18 protein-coding genes are annotated in these 16756 nt (G+C 70.3%); 9 read left to right on the top strand and 9 right to left on the bottom strand.

All coding sequences use genetic code 11. The features are described from left to right. The first annotated feature begins 75 nt into the window (after window positions 1-75). Together HTZ77_RS13495 and trpS are read left to right on the top strand one after the other, a co-directional pair. Complete coding sequence (locus HTZ77_RS13495) at window positions 76-303, top strand: ArsR/SmtB family transcription factor (RefSeq protein WP_175589893.1); 228 nt, start codon at window positions 76-78, stop codon at window positions 301-303. A gap of 172 nt (window positions 304-475) precedes the next feature. Continuing rightward, entirely contained in the window at window positions 476-1588 is a 1113-nt protein-coding gene (gene trpS, locus HTZ77_RS13500; protein WP_175589894.1) for a tryptophan--tRNA ligase, read from the top strand. 411 nt (window positions 1589-1999) lie between these two features. Here the strand turns inward: trpS and HTZ77_RS13505 are convergent, their stop codons facing one another. Both HTZ77_RS13505 and HTZ77_RS13510 read right to left on the bottom strand, forming a co-directional pair. Then, window positions 2000-2155, bottom strand: a complete 156-nt coding sequence (locus tag HTZ77_RS13505) for a hypothetical protein (RefSeq protein WP_175589895.1) — start codon at window positions 2153-2155, stop codon at window positions 2000-2002. Then, window positions 2152-2307 carry a hypothetical protein gene (locus HTZ77_RS13510; protein WP_175589896.1) on the bottom strand — a complete coding sequence of 52 codons (156 nt, stop codon included), beginning with the start codon at window positions 2305-2307 and terminating at the stop codon, window positions 2152-2154. The genes HTZ77_RS13505 and HTZ77_RS13510 overlap by 4 nt, the downstream gene beginning before the upstream one ends. Before the next feature lie 210 nt (window positions 2308-2517). Between HTZ77_RS13510 and HTZ77_RS13515 the strand changes: the two genes are divergently transcribed. Next, complete coding sequence (locus tag HTZ77_RS13515; protein WP_175589897.1) at window positions 2518-2895, top strand: hypothetical protein; 378 nt, start codon at window positions 2518-2520, stop codon at window positions 2893-2895. Here the strand turns inward: HTZ77_RS13515 and HTZ77_RS13520 are convergent. Then, the gene (locus tag HTZ77_RS13520; RefSeq protein WP_328808572.1) at window positions 2825-3721 is read right to left on the bottom strand and encodes a LysR family transcriptional regulator; all 897 of its coding nucleotides are present in this window, start codon (window positions 3719-3721) and stop codon (window positions 2825-2827) included. The genes HTZ77_RS13515 and HTZ77_RS13520 overlap by 71 nt on opposite strands. A gap of 36 nt (window positions 3722-3757) precedes the next feature. Here HTZ77_RS13520 and HTZ77_RS13525 point away from each other — a divergent pair, with 36 nt between their 5' ends. Continuing rightward, entirely contained in the window at window positions 3758-4495 is a 738-nt protein-coding gene (locus tag HTZ77_RS13525) for an SDR family NAD(P)-dependent oxidoreductase (RefSeq protein WP_235994658.1), read from the top strand. A 73-nt stretch (window positions 4496-4568) separates the two neighbouring features. Further along, window positions 4569-5492 (top strand): NADP-dependent oxidoreductase, encoded by a 924-nt coding sequence (locus tag HTZ77_RS13530; RefSeq protein ID WP_175589898.1) that lies wholly within the window; start codon window positions 4569-4571, stop codon window positions 5490-5492. Here the strand turns inward: HTZ77_RS13530 and HTZ77_RS13535 are convergent. Next, window positions 5489-6697 carry an alpha/beta hydrolase family protein gene (locus tag HTZ77_RS13535; protein WP_175589899.1) on the bottom strand — a complete coding sequence of 403 codons (1209 nt, stop codon included), beginning with the start codon at window positions 6695-6697 and terminating at the stop codon, window positions 5489-5491. The genes HTZ77_RS13530 and HTZ77_RS13535 overlap by 4 nt on opposite strands. Window positions 6698-6883: 186 nt before the next feature. Here HTZ77_RS13535 and HTZ77_RS13540 point away from each other — a divergent pair, with 186 nt between their 5' ends. Continuing rightward, on the top strand, window positions 6884-7801 hold the full coding sequence (locus tag HTZ77_RS13540) for a hypothetical protein (protein ID WP_175589900.1): 918 nt from the start codon (window positions 6884-6886) through the stop codon (window positions 7799-7801). Window positions 7802-7830: 29 nt separating this feature from the next. On the opposite strand, the gene HTZ77_RS13545 is transcribed toward HTZ77_RS13540, so the two are convergent. Beyond that, window positions 7831-8013: a hypothetical protein gene (locus HTZ77_RS13545; RefSeq protein ID WP_175589901.1), complete on the bottom strand. Its 183-nt coding sequence runs from the start codon at window positions 8011-8013 to the stop codon at window positions 7831-7833. A 46-nt stretch (window positions 8014-8059) separates the two neighbouring features. Between HTZ77_RS13545 and HTZ77_RS13550 the strand changes: the two genes are divergently transcribed. Together HTZ77_RS13550 and HTZ77_RS13555 are read left to right on the top strand one after the other, a co-directional pair. Then, a complete protein-coding gene (locus HTZ77_RS13550) occupies window positions 8060-8386 on the top strand; it encodes a hypothetical protein (protein ID WP_175589902.1) in 327 nt (108 codons plus the stop codon). Window positions 8387-8479: 93 nt separating this feature from the next. Beyond that, window positions 8480-8635, top strand: a complete 156-nt coding sequence (locus HTZ77_RS13555; RefSeq protein WP_175589903.1) for a hypothetical protein — start codon at window positions 8480-8482, stop codon at window positions 8633-8635. Window positions 8636-8994: 359 nt separating this feature from the next. Here HTZ77_RS13555 and HTZ77_RS13560 read toward each other — a convergent pair whose 3' ends face one another. The 4 genes from HTZ77_RS13560 to HTZ77_RS13575 all read right to left on the bottom strand — a co-directional run bounded on the left by HTZ77_RS13560 (window position 8995) and on the right by HTZ77_RS13575 (window position 15352). Next, window positions 8995-9261, bottom strand: coding sequence for a hypothetical protein (locus HTZ77_RS13560; RefSeq protein ID WP_205302607.1), 267 nt, complete (start codon window positions 9259-9261; stop codon window positions 8995-8997). 380 nt (window positions 9262-9641) lie between these two features. After that, complete coding sequence (locus HTZ77_RS13565) at window positions 9642-10805, bottom strand: pyridoxal phosphate-dependent aminotransferase (protein ID WP_175589905.1); 1164 nt, start codon at window positions 10803-10805, stop codon at window positions 9642-9644. A gap of 76 nt (window positions 10806-10881) precedes the next feature. Next, window positions 10882-12960, bottom strand: a complete 2079-nt coding sequence (locus HTZ77_RS13570; protein WP_235994704.1) for an ATP-binding protein — start codon at window positions 12958-12960, stop codon at window positions 10882-10884. A 46-nt stretch (window positions 12961-13006) separates the two neighbouring features. Beyond that, on the bottom strand, window positions 13007-15352 hold the full coding sequence (locus tag HTZ77_RS13575) for a LuxR C-terminal-related transcriptional regulator (RefSeq protein ID WP_175589907.1): 2346 nt from the start codon (window positions 15350-15352) through the stop codon (window positions 13007-13009). A 199-nt stretch (window positions 15353-15551) separates the two neighbouring features. Here HTZ77_RS13575 and HTZ77_RS13580 point away from each other — a divergent pair, with 199 nt between their 5' ends. Continuing rightward, window positions 15552-16748, top strand: a complete 1197-nt coding sequence (locus HTZ77_RS13580) for a cytochrome P450 (protein WP_175589908.1) — start codon at window positions 15552-15554, stop codon at window positions 16746-16748. Window positions 16749-16756 lie beyond the last annotated feature (8 nt).

Here is a 16756-nt window from a genome sequence, read left to right on the forward strand (position 1 = left end):
CGGGCCGGCGGTCGGGCCGGCGGTCGGGCCGCAGGCGCACCGCTGGGCGAGGACGACGCGGCCGAGCCGGCGTGGATGTTCAAAGCGCTCTCCGATCCCGTCCGGTTGCGGTTGCTGTCCCTGATCGCCTCGCATGAGGGCGGGGAAGCGTGCGTGTGCGACCTGACCGGCCCGTTCGACGTGTCCCAGCCGACGATCTCCCATCACCTGAAGATGCTGCGGAAAGCCGGGCCGGTCGGCTCCGAGCGGCGCGGAGCATGGGAGCCGTCGATCTTGCCTGGGTCCGGGGAGCTGACGTTATGATGGGCTTATGCGTCTTTCGTCGTGTCTGAGCTGGTGGCGCTCCTCATAGGAGCGGCCGCCTCGCAGGCATGAAGAAAAGGGCCGTTCGGACGGACGGCCCTTTTGTGTTCCCTGGACCAGGGGTGCGGCGTCCTGACGGCGACATCGACCCGACCCACCAGGAGACCACCTCATGGACACCACCCTGCAGACCACGGATTCCGAGGCCCTCACCTCCGACGCCTCCACCGACCCGATCGGGACTTCCGCCGCGCAGGGGCGCAGCGCGGTGCTGGAGGAGCTGATCCTCCAGGACCCCGGACAGTTCCGGGTGCTGACCGGCGACCGCCCCACCGGACGGCTGCATCTGGGTCACTACTTCGGCACCCTCCACAACCGGATGCGGCTGCAGAACCTCGGCGTGGAGACGTTCGTCATCATCGCGGACTACCAGGTCCTGACCGACCGCGACATCGCCGACAACCTGACCGAGTACGTCGAGGAGCTGGTACTCGACTACCTCGCCATCGGCGTGGACCCGGCGCGCAGCACGATCTTCACGCACAGCGCCGTCCCCGCCCTCAACCAGCTCATGCTGCCGTTCCTCAGCCTCGTCTCCGTCTCCGAGCTCAACCGCAACCCCACGGTCAAGGACGAGATCGCCCACTCGCGCCAGTCCGCCGTCAGCGGCCTGATGTTCACCTATCCCGTCCACCAGGCCGCCGACATCCTCTTCTGCAAGGCCAACCTGGTCCCGGTCGGTCAGGACCAGCTCCCCCACCTCGAGATCACCCGGACCGTCGCCCGCCGCTTCAACGAGCGCTACGGCAACGGCACTCCCGTGTTCCCCCGTCCCGACGCCCTGCTGTCGAACGCGCCGCTGCTGCTGGGCATGGACGGCACCAAGATGAGCAAGAGCCGGGGCAACGCCATCACCCTGGCCGCCGACGCCGACGAGACGGCCCGGCTGATCAAGGGGGCGAAGACAGACTCCGAGCGCTTCATCACCTACGACCCGGTGACCCGCCCCGAGGTGTCCTCGCTCCTGCTCCTGACGGCCCTGTGCCAGAACCGCGCCCCCGAGCAGATCGCCGCCGAGATCGGCTCCGCGGGAGCCGCCGCGCTGAAGAGGACCGTGACCGAGGCGGTCAACGAGTTCCTGGCTCCGATCCGGGCCCGCCGGACCGAGTTGGCGCAGGACCGCACCCACCTGCGCCGGGTGCTGCGCGAAGGCAACGAGAGGGCCAACGCCGTGGCCGACGCCACGCTCGCCGAGGTGCGTACCGCCATGAACAGCCATTACTGACCGATCTTGGGGCACGCCGCACGGTTCGGCGTGACCCTTGCCATGTCCGGCACCCTCGCTGTCGGCGGGCTGGAAGCCGTACCGGGGCTTCCGGACGCTCACCCCATGAGTCAAGGTGGGGTCCGCCAAGCTCATCATGGAGAACTACGAGGAGTACGACTGCCGCTGGGACAGCCCGTACTACATGCTCTGGCTGAGGAAGTAGCCACGGGCGCGATCCGGCGTCCCACCCGCCGAGCCGGCCGGCACACTCGCCGAGCCGGCCGGCACGCTCGCCGAGCCGCGAAGCGGGAGACGGACTCCGTACCCGGTCGCGCCCCGCGTGAGCCTGGCGGCGTCGCAGGCCGGCGTGCCGGGGACAGGCATCCGGGCCCCGAGCGCCTCTCCTCTCACAGCAGCATGTGTGGCTGATCACCCGGCGCAGATGGCGTGGATCTCCAGCTCGTAGTCCTCGTCGCCGGTGTAGTCGAAGGCGACGGTCCAGCCGTTCGTGGCGGGCTGGCCGGCCTTGAGCGCGCCGAGGGACAGCGCCGTGCCCGACCTGTTGAGCGTGCCGCCACCACTCACGACCGCGGTGTCGGCATCTCGCCCTCGGGGCCCTGCGGTCCTTGAGGTCCGGGTTCGCCCTGCGTGCCGCCGCCGATCACCAGCCGCTGCTCGGTCGCCCGGCACTGGATGGACGCGTTCACCACCCGGGCGTACCGCGTCTTCTTGTGCACGCATACGGACACCTGACCGGTCGCCGATGAGGCGGAGGCGACGCCGCCCGCGACGAGAAGCGACAGGGCCAACGCTCCGGCCCCCGCGAGAGCGAGAACGCGATGACGACGAATCATCCTGGGCGCGGCTCACCTTTCCCGAAACCTGTGGCATGAGGAAGATCGGGTGCCGAAGGTATTCGGCGGCCCTTGTCGCCCGCTTGGAGCTTCTTGCGGCAGGACACCGGGCACGTCTTCGAGCACGACGTCTACACCGTGCTCATGGCCGCCGACCCGACGCTGAGTCCGGACGCCCTTGACCAGGTCCCGGAGCACAAGCGGCCCGTCCTCAAGCCCGAGCTCTTCGAGTTCTACGCCTCCCGGTACTCCCGGCACACCATCGCCGTCTGCTGCGACGTGAAGGTCGACCACTGGGTGCTCTTCGGGACGGACGAGGCGCCCGAATGGGGTGAGCCCGTCGAGTACCAGCAGAAGATGCGCGGTCGCCTGCGAACAGCGGTGCTGCGGCGGGTATCGGCTAGAGGCGTGTCGCGGTTCGGACGAGGTCGGCGACGGCTTTGGATCTGCTGTGTGGCGGCCAGGCGATGACGGTCGTGACGGCCGGTGCGTCCGGCACCGGCACGATGGCGTGGTCGTCGCGGAGCTGGTCTCGGAGCGACTCGGGTACGACGGCGCAGGCCAGTCCGAGCGCGATCAGTTGGAGCAGTTGGGTATGGTCGCGCACCTGCGGGCCGGGGCCGTCCGGATGGCCGCCATCTCGTCCAGGCCAGCGCGGCAGGGGCAGGTCCGTCTGGGCGTTGACCTCGACCAACGACAGATGCGCCCGGTCGGCGAGGGGATGACCCTTGGGCAGGACCACGACCTGCTGTTCGGTGTGCAGATCCTCGGTGTCGAATCCGGCTGTCGTGTCGTAAGGCCGGTGGAGCAGAGCAACGTCGGCACGCCCGGTGCGCAGCAGACTTTCCGGCTCGCCCGGCCCGCACAGCATCACCTCGACGGCCACGGCGCCCGGTTCAGCGGCGTAGGCGTCCAGAAGCTTCGACAACAGTTCCCTGGACGCTCCGGCCTTGGCGGCCAGGACCACACCCGGCTGGTCGTCCGCGGCACGGCGGGTGCGGCGCTCGGCGGCTTCGACCGCGTCGAGCGCTGTCCGGGCCTCCCGCAGCAGCACCGACCCGGCCTCGGTCAAGGCGACGGCGCGAGCGGTGCGGTGCAGCAGAACGACTCCGAGCCGCCGTTCCAACTGCTGGATCGCCCGCGACAGTGGTGGTTGCGCCATCGCGAGCCGTTGTGCCGCCCGCCCGAAGTGCAACTCCTCGGCGACGGCGACGAAGTATCGCAACTCCCGCGTCTCCACCAGCGCATCGTATCCGGCGCTGACCACGACCAATACCCGTGCGGTATCGCCGCTCACCTGACCGGTCTTGGACGCCCCACCCGAGTCCGCAACATGATCGACGGCATGAGTGAACGGACGATCGCGCTGGTGACCGGCGCGAACAAGGGAATCGGATACGAGATCGCCGCAGGCCTGGGCGCCCTTGGCTGGCGAATCGGTGTGGGCGCGAGGGATCAACACCGCCGCGACACCGCGGTCGAGAAACTGCGCGCGGCCGGGGCCGATGCGTTCGGCGTGCCGCTCGACGTCGCCGACGACGCAAGCGTCGCCGCCGCGGCCGAGCTGATCGCCGGCCATGCCGGAGGGCTCGACGTCCTGGTCAACAATGCCGCGATCACCGGCGGTATGCCACAGACACCGACCACGGTCGAGCCCGCGACCGTGCGAGCTGTCGTGGAAACCAACGTGATCGGCGTCATCCGGGTCACCAACGCGATGCTGCCGATGCTGCGCAACTCGGCATCACCGCGGATCGTCAACATGTCCAGCAGCGTCGGCTCGCTCGCCCTGCAAACCACCCCCGGCATCGACATGGGCCCGGTTCCCGCCGCCTACTTGGCCTCGAAGACCTTCCTCAACGCCCTCACCATCCAATACGCCAAGGAACTGAGCGACACCAACATCCTGATCAACTCCGGCTGCCCCGGCTTCACTGCCACCGACCTCAACGGCTTCCAAGGCATCCGCACACCACAACAGGGCGCGGCCATCGCGATTCACCTCGCAACCCTGCCCGACGACGGACCGACCGGCGGATTCTTCGACGACGCCGGACCGGTGCCCTGGTAATGGCCACACCGGCACGAACCATTCCCGTTCCCGACGTCAGCCGCGCATCGCGCGCCACAGGAGAAGCAACACAATGACAAAGGCGGTCAGATACGACGAGTTCGGTGGAATCGAGGTGTTGCGGGTCGCCGAGGTCGACCGGCCAGCGCCCGAGTACGGGCAGGTCCTCGTGCGGGTCAAGGCCGCAGGCATCAACCCCGGTGAGGCGGCCATACGCACCGGCGCGATGGCCGACATCTTTCCTTCGACCTTTCCATCCGGGCAGGGCAGCGACCTCGCCGGAGTCGTCGCCGAGGTCGGCGCCGGAGTCGACCGATTCGTGGTCGGCGACGAGGTGATCGGGTTCTCCGAGCGGCGGGCGTCACAGGCCGAGCTGGTCCTGGTCGACGTCGACAACCTCACCCCCAAGCCGGACAGCATCTCATGGGAGGTGGCGGGCGGCCTGTACGTCGCCGGAGTGGCTGCGTGGGGGGCAGTGCATTCCATACAACTCGACAGCGGGGAGACCGTCGTCATCTCCGCAGCAGCCGGAGGAGTCGGCTCGCTCGCCGTTCAGCTCGCGCGCCGTGCCGGAGCCACGGTCATCGGCCTGGCGAGCGAGCACAACCATGAGTGGCTGCAGACACACGGCGTGATCCCGATCGCCTACGGTGACGGCGTCGCCGATCGGATCAAGGCCGCCGCACCGAGCGGCATCGATGCCTTCATCGACACCTACGGCGGCGGGTACGTCGAACTGGCCCTGGCTCTCGGCGTCGCGGTCGAACGGATCGACACGATCGCCGACTTCGCGGCAGCCGCGAGGTACGGAGTCAAGACCGAACCCGGAACCAACGCCAGACCTGGCGCCGAGGTACTCGCCGAACTGGCCGCCCTGATCGCCGACGGACACCTCGAAGTCCCGATCGCCAACGTCTACCCGCTGACGCAGGTCCGCCAGGCCTACACCGAACTCGAACGCCGACACACCCACGGCAAAATTGTGCTCAGACCCTAACCGGCACCATGCAACGCAGCGCGCTCGTGGCAGCTCTCCATCGACGGCGAGCAGAATCGGACTTCGGGGTAGCGCCGCGAGGGCTTGTCGAGCAGGGGCTGAGCTTTGCCGCGCAGGTGCAGGTCGAGGAAGGCTTCGACGTACGTGCGAGTGATGTCCGTCGAGCGGGCGCCCTTCAGGCCGCCACCGAGATCCACACCGAGCTGCTGGAGCAGCATGTCGTAGTCGGTGAAGGACGGGTGCACCGCTCCCTGCACCACCAGCCAGCGCCTCCACCCGGCCAGGTGCTGCCAGTCACGTTCCCACGTGCTGTCACCTGACGGGGCGCCCATGAACATGAACGGTCGCGCCAGCCCGCTCTCGGGGATCGGGAGGAACATGCTGCCGTCCATGTTGATCCCGGCGCGCACCCGGGCGTCCTTCAGCATGGTCTCCGGGGCGGCGGCCCCTCCGATGGACTGACCCGCCATCGCGATCCGGGCGGGATCGATCAGGGTGGCGCCCTTCCACGCGGGGTGGGGACCGGTCAGCTGGTCGAGCACGAAGGAGATGTCGACCGCCCGGTTTCGGATCACCTTCTGGCCGAAGCCGTCGGCGTTGATGTTCTCGCAGGCGGCACAGGTGGTGACGCGCCCGTCGGGGAAGGTGGTGGCGAAGTTCTCGTAGGTGTGGTCGACGCTCGCCACCACGTACCCTCTGCTCGCCAGGTCCTCGGCCAGGCTGGTGAGCGAACTGCGCGGCCAGGTGAAGCCGGGCGACATCACCACGAGCGGCAGGCTGCGGCGGCGTCCCGCCGGCTCGGCGCCGGTGAAGGCGTTCGTCCGCGTCCGGCTCAGCCCGTCCGGCGGCACCTTCTCCAGTTCCTTGATTCCCGAGCCCTTCAGGAGCAGCTCCGACTCCTTGAGCGTGACGTACGGGGCGCGCCGCCCGTCGCGGGCCGCCGTCGGATACCACAGAGAGACCATGAGCTCCCTCGCCTTGGCCGTGGAAACCCACGGATCAGGGCGAGAGGTGTCCGTCAGATGCAGGGACGTCGTGCCGACCCGGTGCGGGCCGGTTGGTTCGGGGAGATGCGGCGCGCTTGGTGCCGCGGCAGCGGCGGGGGCCGGCGCCCAGAAGGTGGAGGCCGTGAGGGCGAGCAGTCCCGCGACAGCGGCCAGACGTACCGGTCTTCTTCGCGCCGGGGAGGGGTGGTCGTTTGCCATGGAGTCGATCTTGCAGTTGCGGATCGGCCTCGGCATCGGCCGTGGGTCCATGACCTCATCGGCCGAACGGTTGATCTCCACGCTCGACCGGACATGGAAGTACACGTTTGATCTCCCTGTCGACGCCGTTCCCGGGCGGCTATGGTGCGCCGTACCCCGATTTGATCTAGATCGCAGGAGCGCGCGGTGATGCACGTGAGGGAGCCGGACTGGGCATACGTGGCGAGGTCGCTGGTCAAGGTCCTGGCCGTCACCGCGGCCCTGTTCCTGGCCTTCAGCGCGGCCGACCGGATGCTGTGGGTGTTCATGGACTCCGATGACGAGCGGATGGTCCGGTTGTACGGCACGGCCGCCCGCATCGCGAACCCGGACAAGCGCCTGACGCACGGCTACGGCGATGGCAGGTGGCTGCTGAAGAAGAGCTACACGCTGCTGGGAGAGCCGCGCCGGGCCGGCCCCAGCGAGGGCGAGACGGAGTACGAAATCGCGGAAAACCTGTTCGGCACCATCCAGGCTCCCTTCCTGGACGGGCCGTCCGGCAGCCTGGCCGACGCGATCGGTTCTGTGGACGCGGAGCTCGGCGTCGACGAGGCGCTGACGGAAAGGGTCCGGAAGACCATCGATGAGCTTCCCCAGACGCTCGACGCCGTCGCGGTCGTGGAGTTCGCGCACTCGATGACCACCGAGCGGCTCGTCGCCTTCAACCGGAGGCACAGGGTCTGCGGAGGGGCGGACGTCTCCTACATGTACTCCCCCTCCTACTACGACGACTCCAGTGAGCCGGCCTCCCTGAACGCAGTGGTCTGGAACCGCGGCATGACTGAGGACGACACCCAGGCGGGCCTCACCTATCAGTGCGAGACCGAGCCCTGGGCGGCCCTGACGGAGTTCCGCAGATGGGTCGGGTTGCTTGACGAGGGGGACGACCTCAGCGCATTCGAGTTGGATTACGGATGGCTCACGGGGGCGGCCAAGGAGGGCGTCGTGTACGGGCTCGTCGTCGACCGCTGGAAGCTCGCCGAGCTCGGCAAGCTCCTCGACGACCCGGAGGTGCGGACGGTTCACCTCGCCGACGTCGCCTTCGACCTCGGCGGGATGGGGTAGCGGTCTCAGGCGGTTCCACCACGCGAAGCTCACTGGTTCGTCCGGCGTGGCCGCCCGATGTCCGCCCGTGTCGATACGGTGCGGCCGTGGCTGACATTCGCACCGTCAAAGATCGGGATGGTGCCATGCACATCTGGTGGTACGACGCCTGCGTTCAAGAGACGACGCCACACCATGTCGCGGACCGCCTGCTTGGCCTGATCGATGGTCACGCCTCACCTGTCTCTACATGGTCGCCATCAGGGCGAAGAGCCGGTCATGGACATGCTGAACCCAGGCTTCCCCACGCCACTGCCGCAGTTCTCCACCAGCTGCGAACGTCAGGTTAAGACCGCCTCCCCCGCGTGTCAGCTCCACCGTGTCAATGGTCCGGTGTACGGCGTCCGCGGCTTCGTCGAGCTTGTGCTGGCGAATCAGGGCCAGGCTGAGGTTGCCAAGGCGGAGTGGGCGGCCGACGCCCTGGCTCGCGGGGTCGACGTGCAGTGGGGCGAATGGCTCCAGGGTGGCCGGTTCGTCTCGCTCGGCCTGATCTGCTGCTGTCCCAACCGACACGTCATGCACCGCTGCCCGACCGGCGCCAGCTGACACGGCCTGCGCAGGACAGAGGGCAGGGAGGGCCACCTCATTACGTCACCCAAGTCACAGACAGTCAGCTACGGCGAAAGTACGGTGAGGTACATGGGTGAGAAGGATGAGGGCGACGACAAGCAGCAGCCCGCGGTCTGCGGCACCTGTCTCGGCGCCCAGGGCGAGTGGATGGAGCTCAACGGAAAGAAGAACCAGGAGCGCACGTGGGTGTCCTGCACGTCATGCGACGGGACAGGACGACGGTGAGCAGTCTTGTCTGACCGGATCACCTGCCCCGAGTGCGAAGGACGCGAAGGCCTGCGGATCGGCAGTCTGTTTCTCAGCTGCCAGTTCTGCGGTGGACTCGGCTGGGTGGGCGACACCAACGAGCCCGCCGAACGCTCCGAGACACCTCCGCCGGTCGGCCCTTCGCCAGTGTGGGAGCACAAGGTCTGGTCAGACCCGTACGTCGCCTCACAACTCGGCTGCCGGTACTGCCTCGGCAGCCGCCACATCACCAGCATCGACGAGGAGGCCGGCACAATGAGGACGGTCTCCTGCGTCTGCGCCGCGTCTCTGTAGCAGGGCACAACACAGTAAGGCCCTCGCCCACTACGAGTGGGGCCTCACGTGGAAGTCGTCGTCACGCGGATGTTGCACATCTCGGCCACGGCTGAGTCCAGCTTGACCCTGTCGGTGGCGGTGGCGACTTCTGCCTCCAACGCCTGGAGGCGTGCCGCACGGGCGGGGTGGCGCTGGATCTCCACAAATTCGCCCCATTGCCGCAAGAAGCTTCGCAGAGGGGCCACGGTGTCCTGCCGCACCGCCTGCTCGGTCGCCTCGTCGAGATGGTCGACGAACCGGTCGAGGTAGGCCGGAGCGATCTGAGCCACTGCCGCCCGAAGGGCAGCGGTGGTCAATGGCGGGCGAGGGATCAGTGCGCCACTGCCTTGATGCGGGGCGGGCATCTTCGACCTCCAATCTGTGAAGCCTCCGAATCTGTGAAGCCTCCGAATCGCACATCTCCTCCGAGGTGAAGGCTCGGGTAAGCCAAGCTCTCGACTCAAGACGGCCAAGCGGGGCCGGGGTGCTCGAGGGGCGGAGCCCCTCGACCGGGGTTTGGGGCGAAGCCCCAATCAGACACTGTCTGAGCCTGAAGGCGCGAAGCGCCCGACCCGGCGAAGGCCGCGCCTTTGAAGCCGGGGTGTGAGGGCCGCGCCCCCACTCGACACAGTCTGAGCCCGCGAGGGCGAAGGCCATGCTGGTGAAGCTTCTATGCCGACAACGACCCCGCGCGCCGGTGGTGCGACCCCGTCACCGGGATCTCGTGCAGGCTCCCCGAGTACAGGAACTGCGTCATCCCGATGAGCAGCCGCCGCACGTCCTCCTGCGGCCGCACCACCAGGCGCAGGAACTGGCTGGTCGTCCCCAGCTTGTTGCCGCACTCGCGGACGTACACGCCGTGCTCGGCGAGCAGGTGGTCGCGCAGTGGCACCCCGTCGTGGCCGGGCGGCAGCTTGACCAGCAGGAAGTTGCCCTGCGAGGAGTAGACCGACAGCTCCGGCATGGTGCTGAGCTGCTGGTACATCACCCGCCGGTCGTTGTTGAGCCGCCGCAGGCTCTCCCGGTACTCGGTCATGCACTCCTTGAGCAGGAACACGATGACCTCGGCGAAGGAGTTGAGGTTCCACTTGGGCAGCGCGTCGCGCACCTTGGCGGCCAGCGCGGGGTTGGCCACCATGTAGCCGAAGCGGATGCCGTGCAGGCCGAAGTTCTTGCCCAGGCTGCGCAGCACGATGACGTTCGGCCGCACCGCCGCCTCCCCCGCCACGCCCGCGTACGGCTCGGCGTCCACGAAGTCGCCGAACGACTCGTCCACGATGACCAGGTCGAGGTCGATGAGCTGGTCCAGCAGGCGCAGCACCTCGTGCTTGGGCAGGTAGCCGCCGTCGGGGTTGTTGGGGTTGCAGATCACGGCGACGCGCGAGCCACGGGTGCGGATGAACGAGACGTAGTCGTTCACGTCGAGGGCGAAGTTGCGGCTCTCCAGCAGCGGATACATGTCCACCCGCTTGCCGGTCTCCAGCGGCTGGTCGGTCCAGCGGCCGAAGGTCGGGATCGGGACGGCCAGGCTCTCGCGCACCAGCAGGTGGTCGATCCAGGTGATCAGCTCGGTGGAGCCGTTCCCCATCGCCACCGTCTTCGGGTTGAGCCCCATGGTCGAGCAGAGCTCGGCCGTGATCGTGTCCGCGTCGCTCGGGTAGTACTTGAGGATCGTCTCCAGGTTCCGGCCGAGGTACTCGAAGATCTCGGGGGTCGGGAAGTACGGGTTGCAGGGGATGCAGAAGTCGACCGGTGGGCGCCGGTCCGAGGAGCCGCGCAGCAGCGAGAAGTACGAAGGACTGTGCGCCTGAGCACGCAACAGGCTGAGCTCCACGACACCTCCATGGGCACGCGTCGGACGTGGGGAGGTACGCGCCGCCCCGCCACCCGGTTCAGGCCACCACCATGCGTCAGCCGCCGATCGCGTGGACGACGGCGCGGTCGAGGCCGTGCCGGGCCCCCTCGCGGAAGGCCGTGGTGAAGTCCCGGTCGCCCAGCACCCGCCGCGACTGTTCCACGCACCGCTCGTGCCACGTCGCGTGGTACCACAGCCGGGTCGGCGAGGAGTCGACCGCCTGCCACAGCGCGTGCGCCGCCCCCAGCACCCAGGCCGCCCGCGCGTGCTCCCCGCCCGCGCAGGCGATCCACGCCAGCACCTCCAGGCACTGGGTGAGGCACCAGCGGTCGTTGATCTGCGCGGTGAACGCGGCGGCCTCGCGCACCAGCGACTCCGCCCGCTCCCGGTCGCCCAGGCTCCAGGCGGCGATGCCGAGCGAGAGCTGGGCGTAGCCGCGCGACAGGGCCGCCTGCCGCGCCTCGCACAGCGCCAGCAGCTCCTCCCCCAGCGCGGCGGCCCGCTCCGGGGCGTGGACGGAGCCGTAGGTGGCCGCGAAGTACAGGTCCAGCGCCACGCCGGCCACGTCGTCCACGGCCCGGTGCAGGGCGATCGACTCCTCCAGCAGCTCCAGCCCCCGGCGCGCGTCGCCGGCCACGTACGCGGCGATCCCCGAGATGCGGACGACGTACGGCAGGAGGCGCTCGTCGCCGGTGTTCACCGCGAACGCCTGGCTCTCCGCCAGCCGGGGCATGGCCGAGGCCACGTCGCCCTGCCGCAGGGCGAGCATGCTGTCCACCCAGAGCGCCGTGGCGCGCGCGGCGCAGGGCTCCGGGGACAGCTCGAGGCTGCGTTCCAGCCAGTAGCGGCCCTCGGTCAGCGAGCCGGAGGGCAGGCTGAACGACCACATCGTCCCGGCGGTCTCCAGCGCGACGGCCCCCATGCCCGGTTCGCTCAGGGAGAGCTCCAGGGCGGCGCGCACGTTCGGCTGCTCGCGCTGGAGCAGCCGGTAGCGGTCGAGCTGCTGGGGGACGAGCTCGTCCACCCGGTTGTCGCACGCCAGGTCGCGGTAGTGGCGGACGTAGCGGCGGCGCATCGTCCGGTCCTCCTCCGGCTGGAGCCGCTCGCCGCCGTACGCGCGGATGCACTCCAGCATCCGGTACCGCACGCCGTCGTCGCAGCGCTCGCTGAACAGCACGGACTTGTCCACCAACCCGGCGATCAGGTCGAACACCTCGACGGCGGTGATGCCGTCGCCCCCGCAGACCGCCTCGGCGGTGTCCAGGTCCACGCCTCCGGGGAACAGCGACAGCCGGGCCCACAGCCGCTGCTCCGCCGGCGAGCACAGCCGGTAGCTCCAGTCCATGGTGGCGCGCAGCGTGCGGTGGCGCGGCAGCGTCACGGCCCGGCCCGGGGCCGGGGCCGGGATCTCCAGGAAGTCGTCCAGCTCGCGCATCAGCCCGTCGAGCCGCAGCGTGCGCAGCCGCACGGCGGCCAGCTCGATGGCCAGCGGGATCCCTTCGAGGCGCTGGGCCAGCCGCGCCACGGACCTCGCGTTGCGGGCGTCGACCTCGAAACCCGGCCACACGCTCGCCGCGCGGTCGGCGAACAGCCGCACCGACTCGTGGCGGGCGATCTCGCGTGGCGGGCGGGCGGGATCGGGCACCGCCAGCGACGGCACCGCGAGCACCTGCTCGCCGTACACGCCGAGGGTCTGCCGGCTGGTGACCAGGACCCGGACGCGGGGCGCGCCGCGCAGGATCCGGTCCACCAGGCGGACGCAGTCCTGCAGCAGGTGCTCGCAGTTGTCGAGGACGAGCAGCATGCGCTTGTCCGACAGGTAGTCGACGAGCAGCGCCGTGGCGTCGGGGCCCTCGTCGCGCAGCCCCAGGTCGGCCGCGACGGTCGGCACCAGCAGGTCGCCGGTCTCCAGCAGGCTCAGCTCGATCACGTGGACGCCGTCCTTGTACCCGCCGCGCAGGCCGTCGGCGATGCGCAGCGCGAGGCGGGTCTTGCCCACCCCGCCCGTGCCGGTCAGCGTCAGCAGCCGCCCCTGGGACAGGATCTTGCGCGCCGCGGCCAGCTCTCTCCTGCGGCCGACGAAGCTCGACGCCTCCTTGGCGGGATCCGCCCGCGCCTGGTCACCGTCGGCCATCGGTCTCACGGCGCACCTCCCGGTCGCTGCCCGTCCACCGGCGATCTCACGGCGCGCCTCCCGGTCCCGGTTCGTTCGCGGGGCGTTCCTGGCGGCCGACCCAGGACGCGATCTGCACGCGCGAGCTGAAGCCGAGCTTGCTGAGGATGTTCTCGACGTGCCCCTCGGCGGTGCGCTGGGCGATGACCAGCGAGGCCGCGATGGCCTTGTTGCTCATGCCGCGCGCGACCAGCCGGGCGATCTCCATCTCCCGCTGCGTCAGCGGCGAGGACTCGCTGCGCCGCTCGTCGCCGCGCCCGGCGTCGCGCAGCGCGTACGCGACGAGCTCGGCGGCGCTCATCGCCTTCCCCTTGCGGAAGGCCGTCTCGAACGAGCGGTCGCCGACGGCGGCCCGCGCCGCCTCCTCGCACGCCTCGTGGTAGACCGACAGGCTGCCGAACAGCGGCCCGCCGAACCCCCGCCGGATCTCCTCCAGCCCGCCGAGCAGCGTCGCGGCCCGCCGCCCGTCGCCCTCCCCGGCCGCCATCCAGGCCAGGGCCTCGGCGCAGAGCGCGATGCCGAGAGGGTCCTTGAACGGCTCCTTGAGCCTGATGGCCGCGCGCTCCATCTCCACCGCGCGCCGCGTGTCGCCCTGTTTCCAGACCTCGATCCCGTACGTCCACAGCGTGTACGACCGGAACCAGCGCTCCTCGCGGGTCTGGCACAGGCTCAGGCACTCCTCGAAGCTCTCGACCGCCTGCGCGCCGCGCCCGAGCAGCGACCGGGTGGTGCCGAGGTAGATGAGCGCGTTGGCCGCGAGCATGTCGTCACCGGTGGCCCGGCCGCAGGACAGTGCCGCGCCGAGCAGCCGTTCCGCCTCGGGCAGGTCGCTCTGGAGGAGCGCGGCCAGCCCCTCGACGTAGGAGGCGCCCCCTTCGGCGGTGTCGTCGCCGAGCGTGCGGGCGAGCTCGCGGTACTCCTTCAGCAGGGCGGCGGACACCGCGAAGTCGCTCTGCAGCACCGCGATGCGCGCGTCGACGCCCAGCGCCCACAGGCGGGCCGGCCCCGGCGCGGGGTCGGCGGCGAGCAGGTCGTCGAGCCAGCGGCGCGCCTCGCGCGGCGCGTCGGCGGCGATCCAGTAGAAGCGCAGCGCGGCGGCCAGGACCAGGCCCTCCTGGGCCTCGCCGGGCGTGCACAGGCAGTGGTCCAGCGCGGAGCGGAGGTTGTCGTGCTCCAGGCGCATGCGCTCGTACCAGGTCACCTGGCCGGGGGTGAACCACTCGTGGTGCATCCGGGTCGCCAGGTCCACGTACCAGGCGCGGTGGCGGCGGCGCAGCTCCGCCTCCTCGCCGGACTCGCGCAGCCGGTCGCGGCCGTACTGGCGGATGGTCTCCATCAGCCGGAAGCGCACCATCGGGCCGTGCTCCTCGCGCATCAGGATGGACTTGTCGACCAGGCCGATGATCACGTCGACGATCTCCTCGGCGGCGATGCCGCCACCGGAGCAGACGTGCTCGGCCGCCTCCAGGTCGACGCTGCCGGAGAAGACCGACAGCCGTGCCCAGAGCAGCTGTTCCTGCTCGGTGCACAGGGCGTGGCTGTAGTCGATGAGCGCTCTCAGGGTCTGCTGGCGCGGCAGGCGCGCCCGGGAGCCCGTGGTGAGGAGCCCGAAGCGGTCCTCCAGCCGGGCGAGGAGCTGGTCGGCGGAGATCACGCGCAGCCGCACGGCGGCCAGCTCGATGGCCAGCGGGATGCCGTCCAGGCCCCGGCAGATCCGCGCCACGGTCTCGCGGTTGTCGTCGGTGATCTCGAAGTCGGGCACGACGGCCTGGGCCCGCTCGGCGAACAGCCGCATCGCGTCGAACCGCTCGGCCGGCTCGCCGACCGGGCGCGTGCCGTTCGTCCTGGGCACCGGCAGCGCGGGCACCACCATGGTCTGCTCGCCCGCGGCGCCGAGCGCCTGCCGGCTGGTGGCGAGGATGCGCAGGCCGGGCGCCGCGCGCACGAGCGTCGCGGCGAGGACCGCGCAGTCGTGGCGCAGGTGCTCGCAGTTGTCCAGCACCATGAGCGTCTGCCGCTGGCGCAGGTGGTCGGTGAGGACCTCCATGGGCTCGCGGGAGGAGTGGTCCACGATGTGCAGGTTCTCGATCAGCGCCTGGACCAGCACCGCCGGGCTCTCCAGGGCGGCCAGCTCGATCAGGCAGACCCCGTCACGGAAGGCCCGCTGCACCTCGGCGGCGACCCGCAGGGCGAGCCGGCTCTTGCCGACCCCGCCCACACCGACGAGCGTCACCAGCCTGGAGCCGGCCAGCAGCCGCTTGACCTCGGCGATGTCGTGCCGGCGGCCCACGAAGCTGGTCAGCTCGGCCGGCAGCCCGGCGGCGCTCCAGCTGTCAGTTCCCCGTGACGTCATGACTGCTCCACGACCTGATGGCCGGTCCCCCTCCTCGTCGTCGCCGGCCGTCAACCTCAGCGTACGCCTCTCCCGGGACCCGCCCTCCGAGGTCGTCGCAGGTCAGAGCCACGCCGAAGATTCGATCTTGCGCATCGCCGACGGGTTGGTACCGTCTTCGTCAGGAGCGGTCAGGATCGCCGGTCACCCGGGGGGACACATGACGGACACCTCGCTGATGCCGCTGCACATGCGCCGGGACGGCTTCGGCCCCATCCCCGAGCTGGGCGCGCTGCGCGACGAGGAGGGCGTCCGGCGGGTCATGACCCCGTTCGGCGTGGAGGCGTGGCTGGTCACCCGCCACGCCGACGTCCGCGCGGTCCTCGGCGACGCCGAGCGCTTCCCGCTGGCCCAGATCGGCCTCGGCCGGCTGCCCGGCGCGCCGCCGGTCAGCGACGAGGAGTTGGCCGTGCTGCGGGCGGGCAACCTGCTGGCCCACGACCCTCCCGAGCACACGCGGCTGCGGCGGCTGCTGACGCCCGAGTTCACGCTGCGCCGGATGCGCCGGCTGGAGCCGCGCGTCACGCGCATCGTCGAGGACCACCTCGACGCGATGGAGAAGGCCGGCCCGCCGGCCGACCTGGTGCAGGCGTTCGCGCTGCCGATCCCGTCGCTGGTGATCTGCGAGCTGCTGGGCGTCCCGTACGGCGACCGCGAGGGCTTCCAGCACCGCACCAGCCGGATGCTCGACGTGTCGGTCCCCGTCGAGCAGCGCGTGAAGCTGCAGATGGAGTCGCGCGCCTACATGTCCGGGCTGGTCGAGCAGGTGATGGCCGACCCCGGCGAGGAGCTGCTGGGCATGCTGGTGCGCGAGCACGGCGACGAGCTGACCCAGGCCGAGCTGGCCGGCATCGGCAGCCTGCTGCTGTTCGCCGGCCACGAGACCACCTCGAACATGCTCTCGCTCGGCACGCTGGCCCTGCTGCGCCACCCCGACCAGCTCCGGCTGCTGCGGGAGGAGCCCGAGCGGGCCGACGCCGCGGTGGAGGAGCTGCTGCGCTGGCTCAGCATCGTCCACTCCGGCACCAGCAAGGTCGCCGCCGCCGACACCGAGATCGCCGGGCAGACGATCCGGGCGGGCGAGCTGGTCATCTGCGCGCTGCCGACCGCCAACCGCGACCCGGGCCTGCTGTCCGACCCCGACGCGCTGGACATCACGCGGGGCGCGCCGGGCCACGTGGCCTTCGGCCACGGCGTCCACCACTGCCTGGGCGCGCCGCTGGCCCGCATGGAGATGCGGATCGCGTTCCCGGCGCTGCTGCGCAGGTTCCCGGAGCTGCGCCTGGCCGAGCCGGGGCCCATCTTCCGCTCCTTCCACCTCGTGTACGGCCTGACCTCGCTGCCCGTCGCCTGGTGACCCGGCCG

This window comes from Nonomuraea montanisoli (assembly GCF_013363975.1).
Taxonomy (GTDB): domain Bacteria; phylum Actinomycetota; class Actinomycetes; order Streptosporangiales; family Streptosporangiaceae; genus Nonomuraea; species Nonomuraea montanisoli.

Coding starts and splice junctions, on each gene's coding strand:
- HTZ77_RS13530 (WP_175589898.1), top strand. CDS start 4,569: ATGACAAAGGCGGTCAGATACGACGAGTTCGGTGGAATCGAGGTGTTG.
- HTZ77_RS13555 (WP_175589903.1), top strand. CDS start 8,480: ATGGGTGAGAAGGATGAGGGCGACGACAAGCAGCAGCCCGCGGTCTGC.
- HTZ77_RS13525 (WP_235994658.1), top strand. CDS start 3,758: ATGATCGACGGCATGAGTGAACGGACGATCGCGCTGGTGACCGGCGCG.
- HTZ77_RS13580 (WP_175589908.1), top strand. CDS start 15,552: ATGACGGACACCTCGCTGATGCCGCTGCACATGCGCCGGGACGGCTTC.
- HTZ77_RS13495 (WP_175589893.1), top strand. CDS start 76: ATGTTCAAAGCGCTCTCCGATCCCGTCCGGTTGCGGTTGCTGTCCCTG.
- HTZ77_RS13550 (WP_175589902.1), top strand. CDS start 8,060: ATGGACATGCTGAACCCAGGCTTCCCCACGCCACTGCCGCAGTTCTCC.
- trpS (WP_175589894.1), top strand. CDS start 476: ATGGACACCACCCTGCAGACCACGGATTCCGAGGCCCTCACCTCCGAC.
- HTZ77_RS13575 (WP_175589907.1), bottom strand. CDS start 15,352: ATGACGTCACGGGGAACTGACAGCTGGAGCGCCGCCGGGCTGCCGGCC.
- HTZ77_RS13535 (WP_175589899.1), bottom strand. CDS start 6,697: ATGGCAAACGACCACCCCTCCCCGGCGCGAAGAAGACCGGTACGTCTG.
- HTZ77_RS13570 (WP_235994704.1), bottom strand. CDS start 12,960: ATGGCCGACGGTGACCAGGCGCGGGCGGATCCCGCCAAGGAGGCGTCG.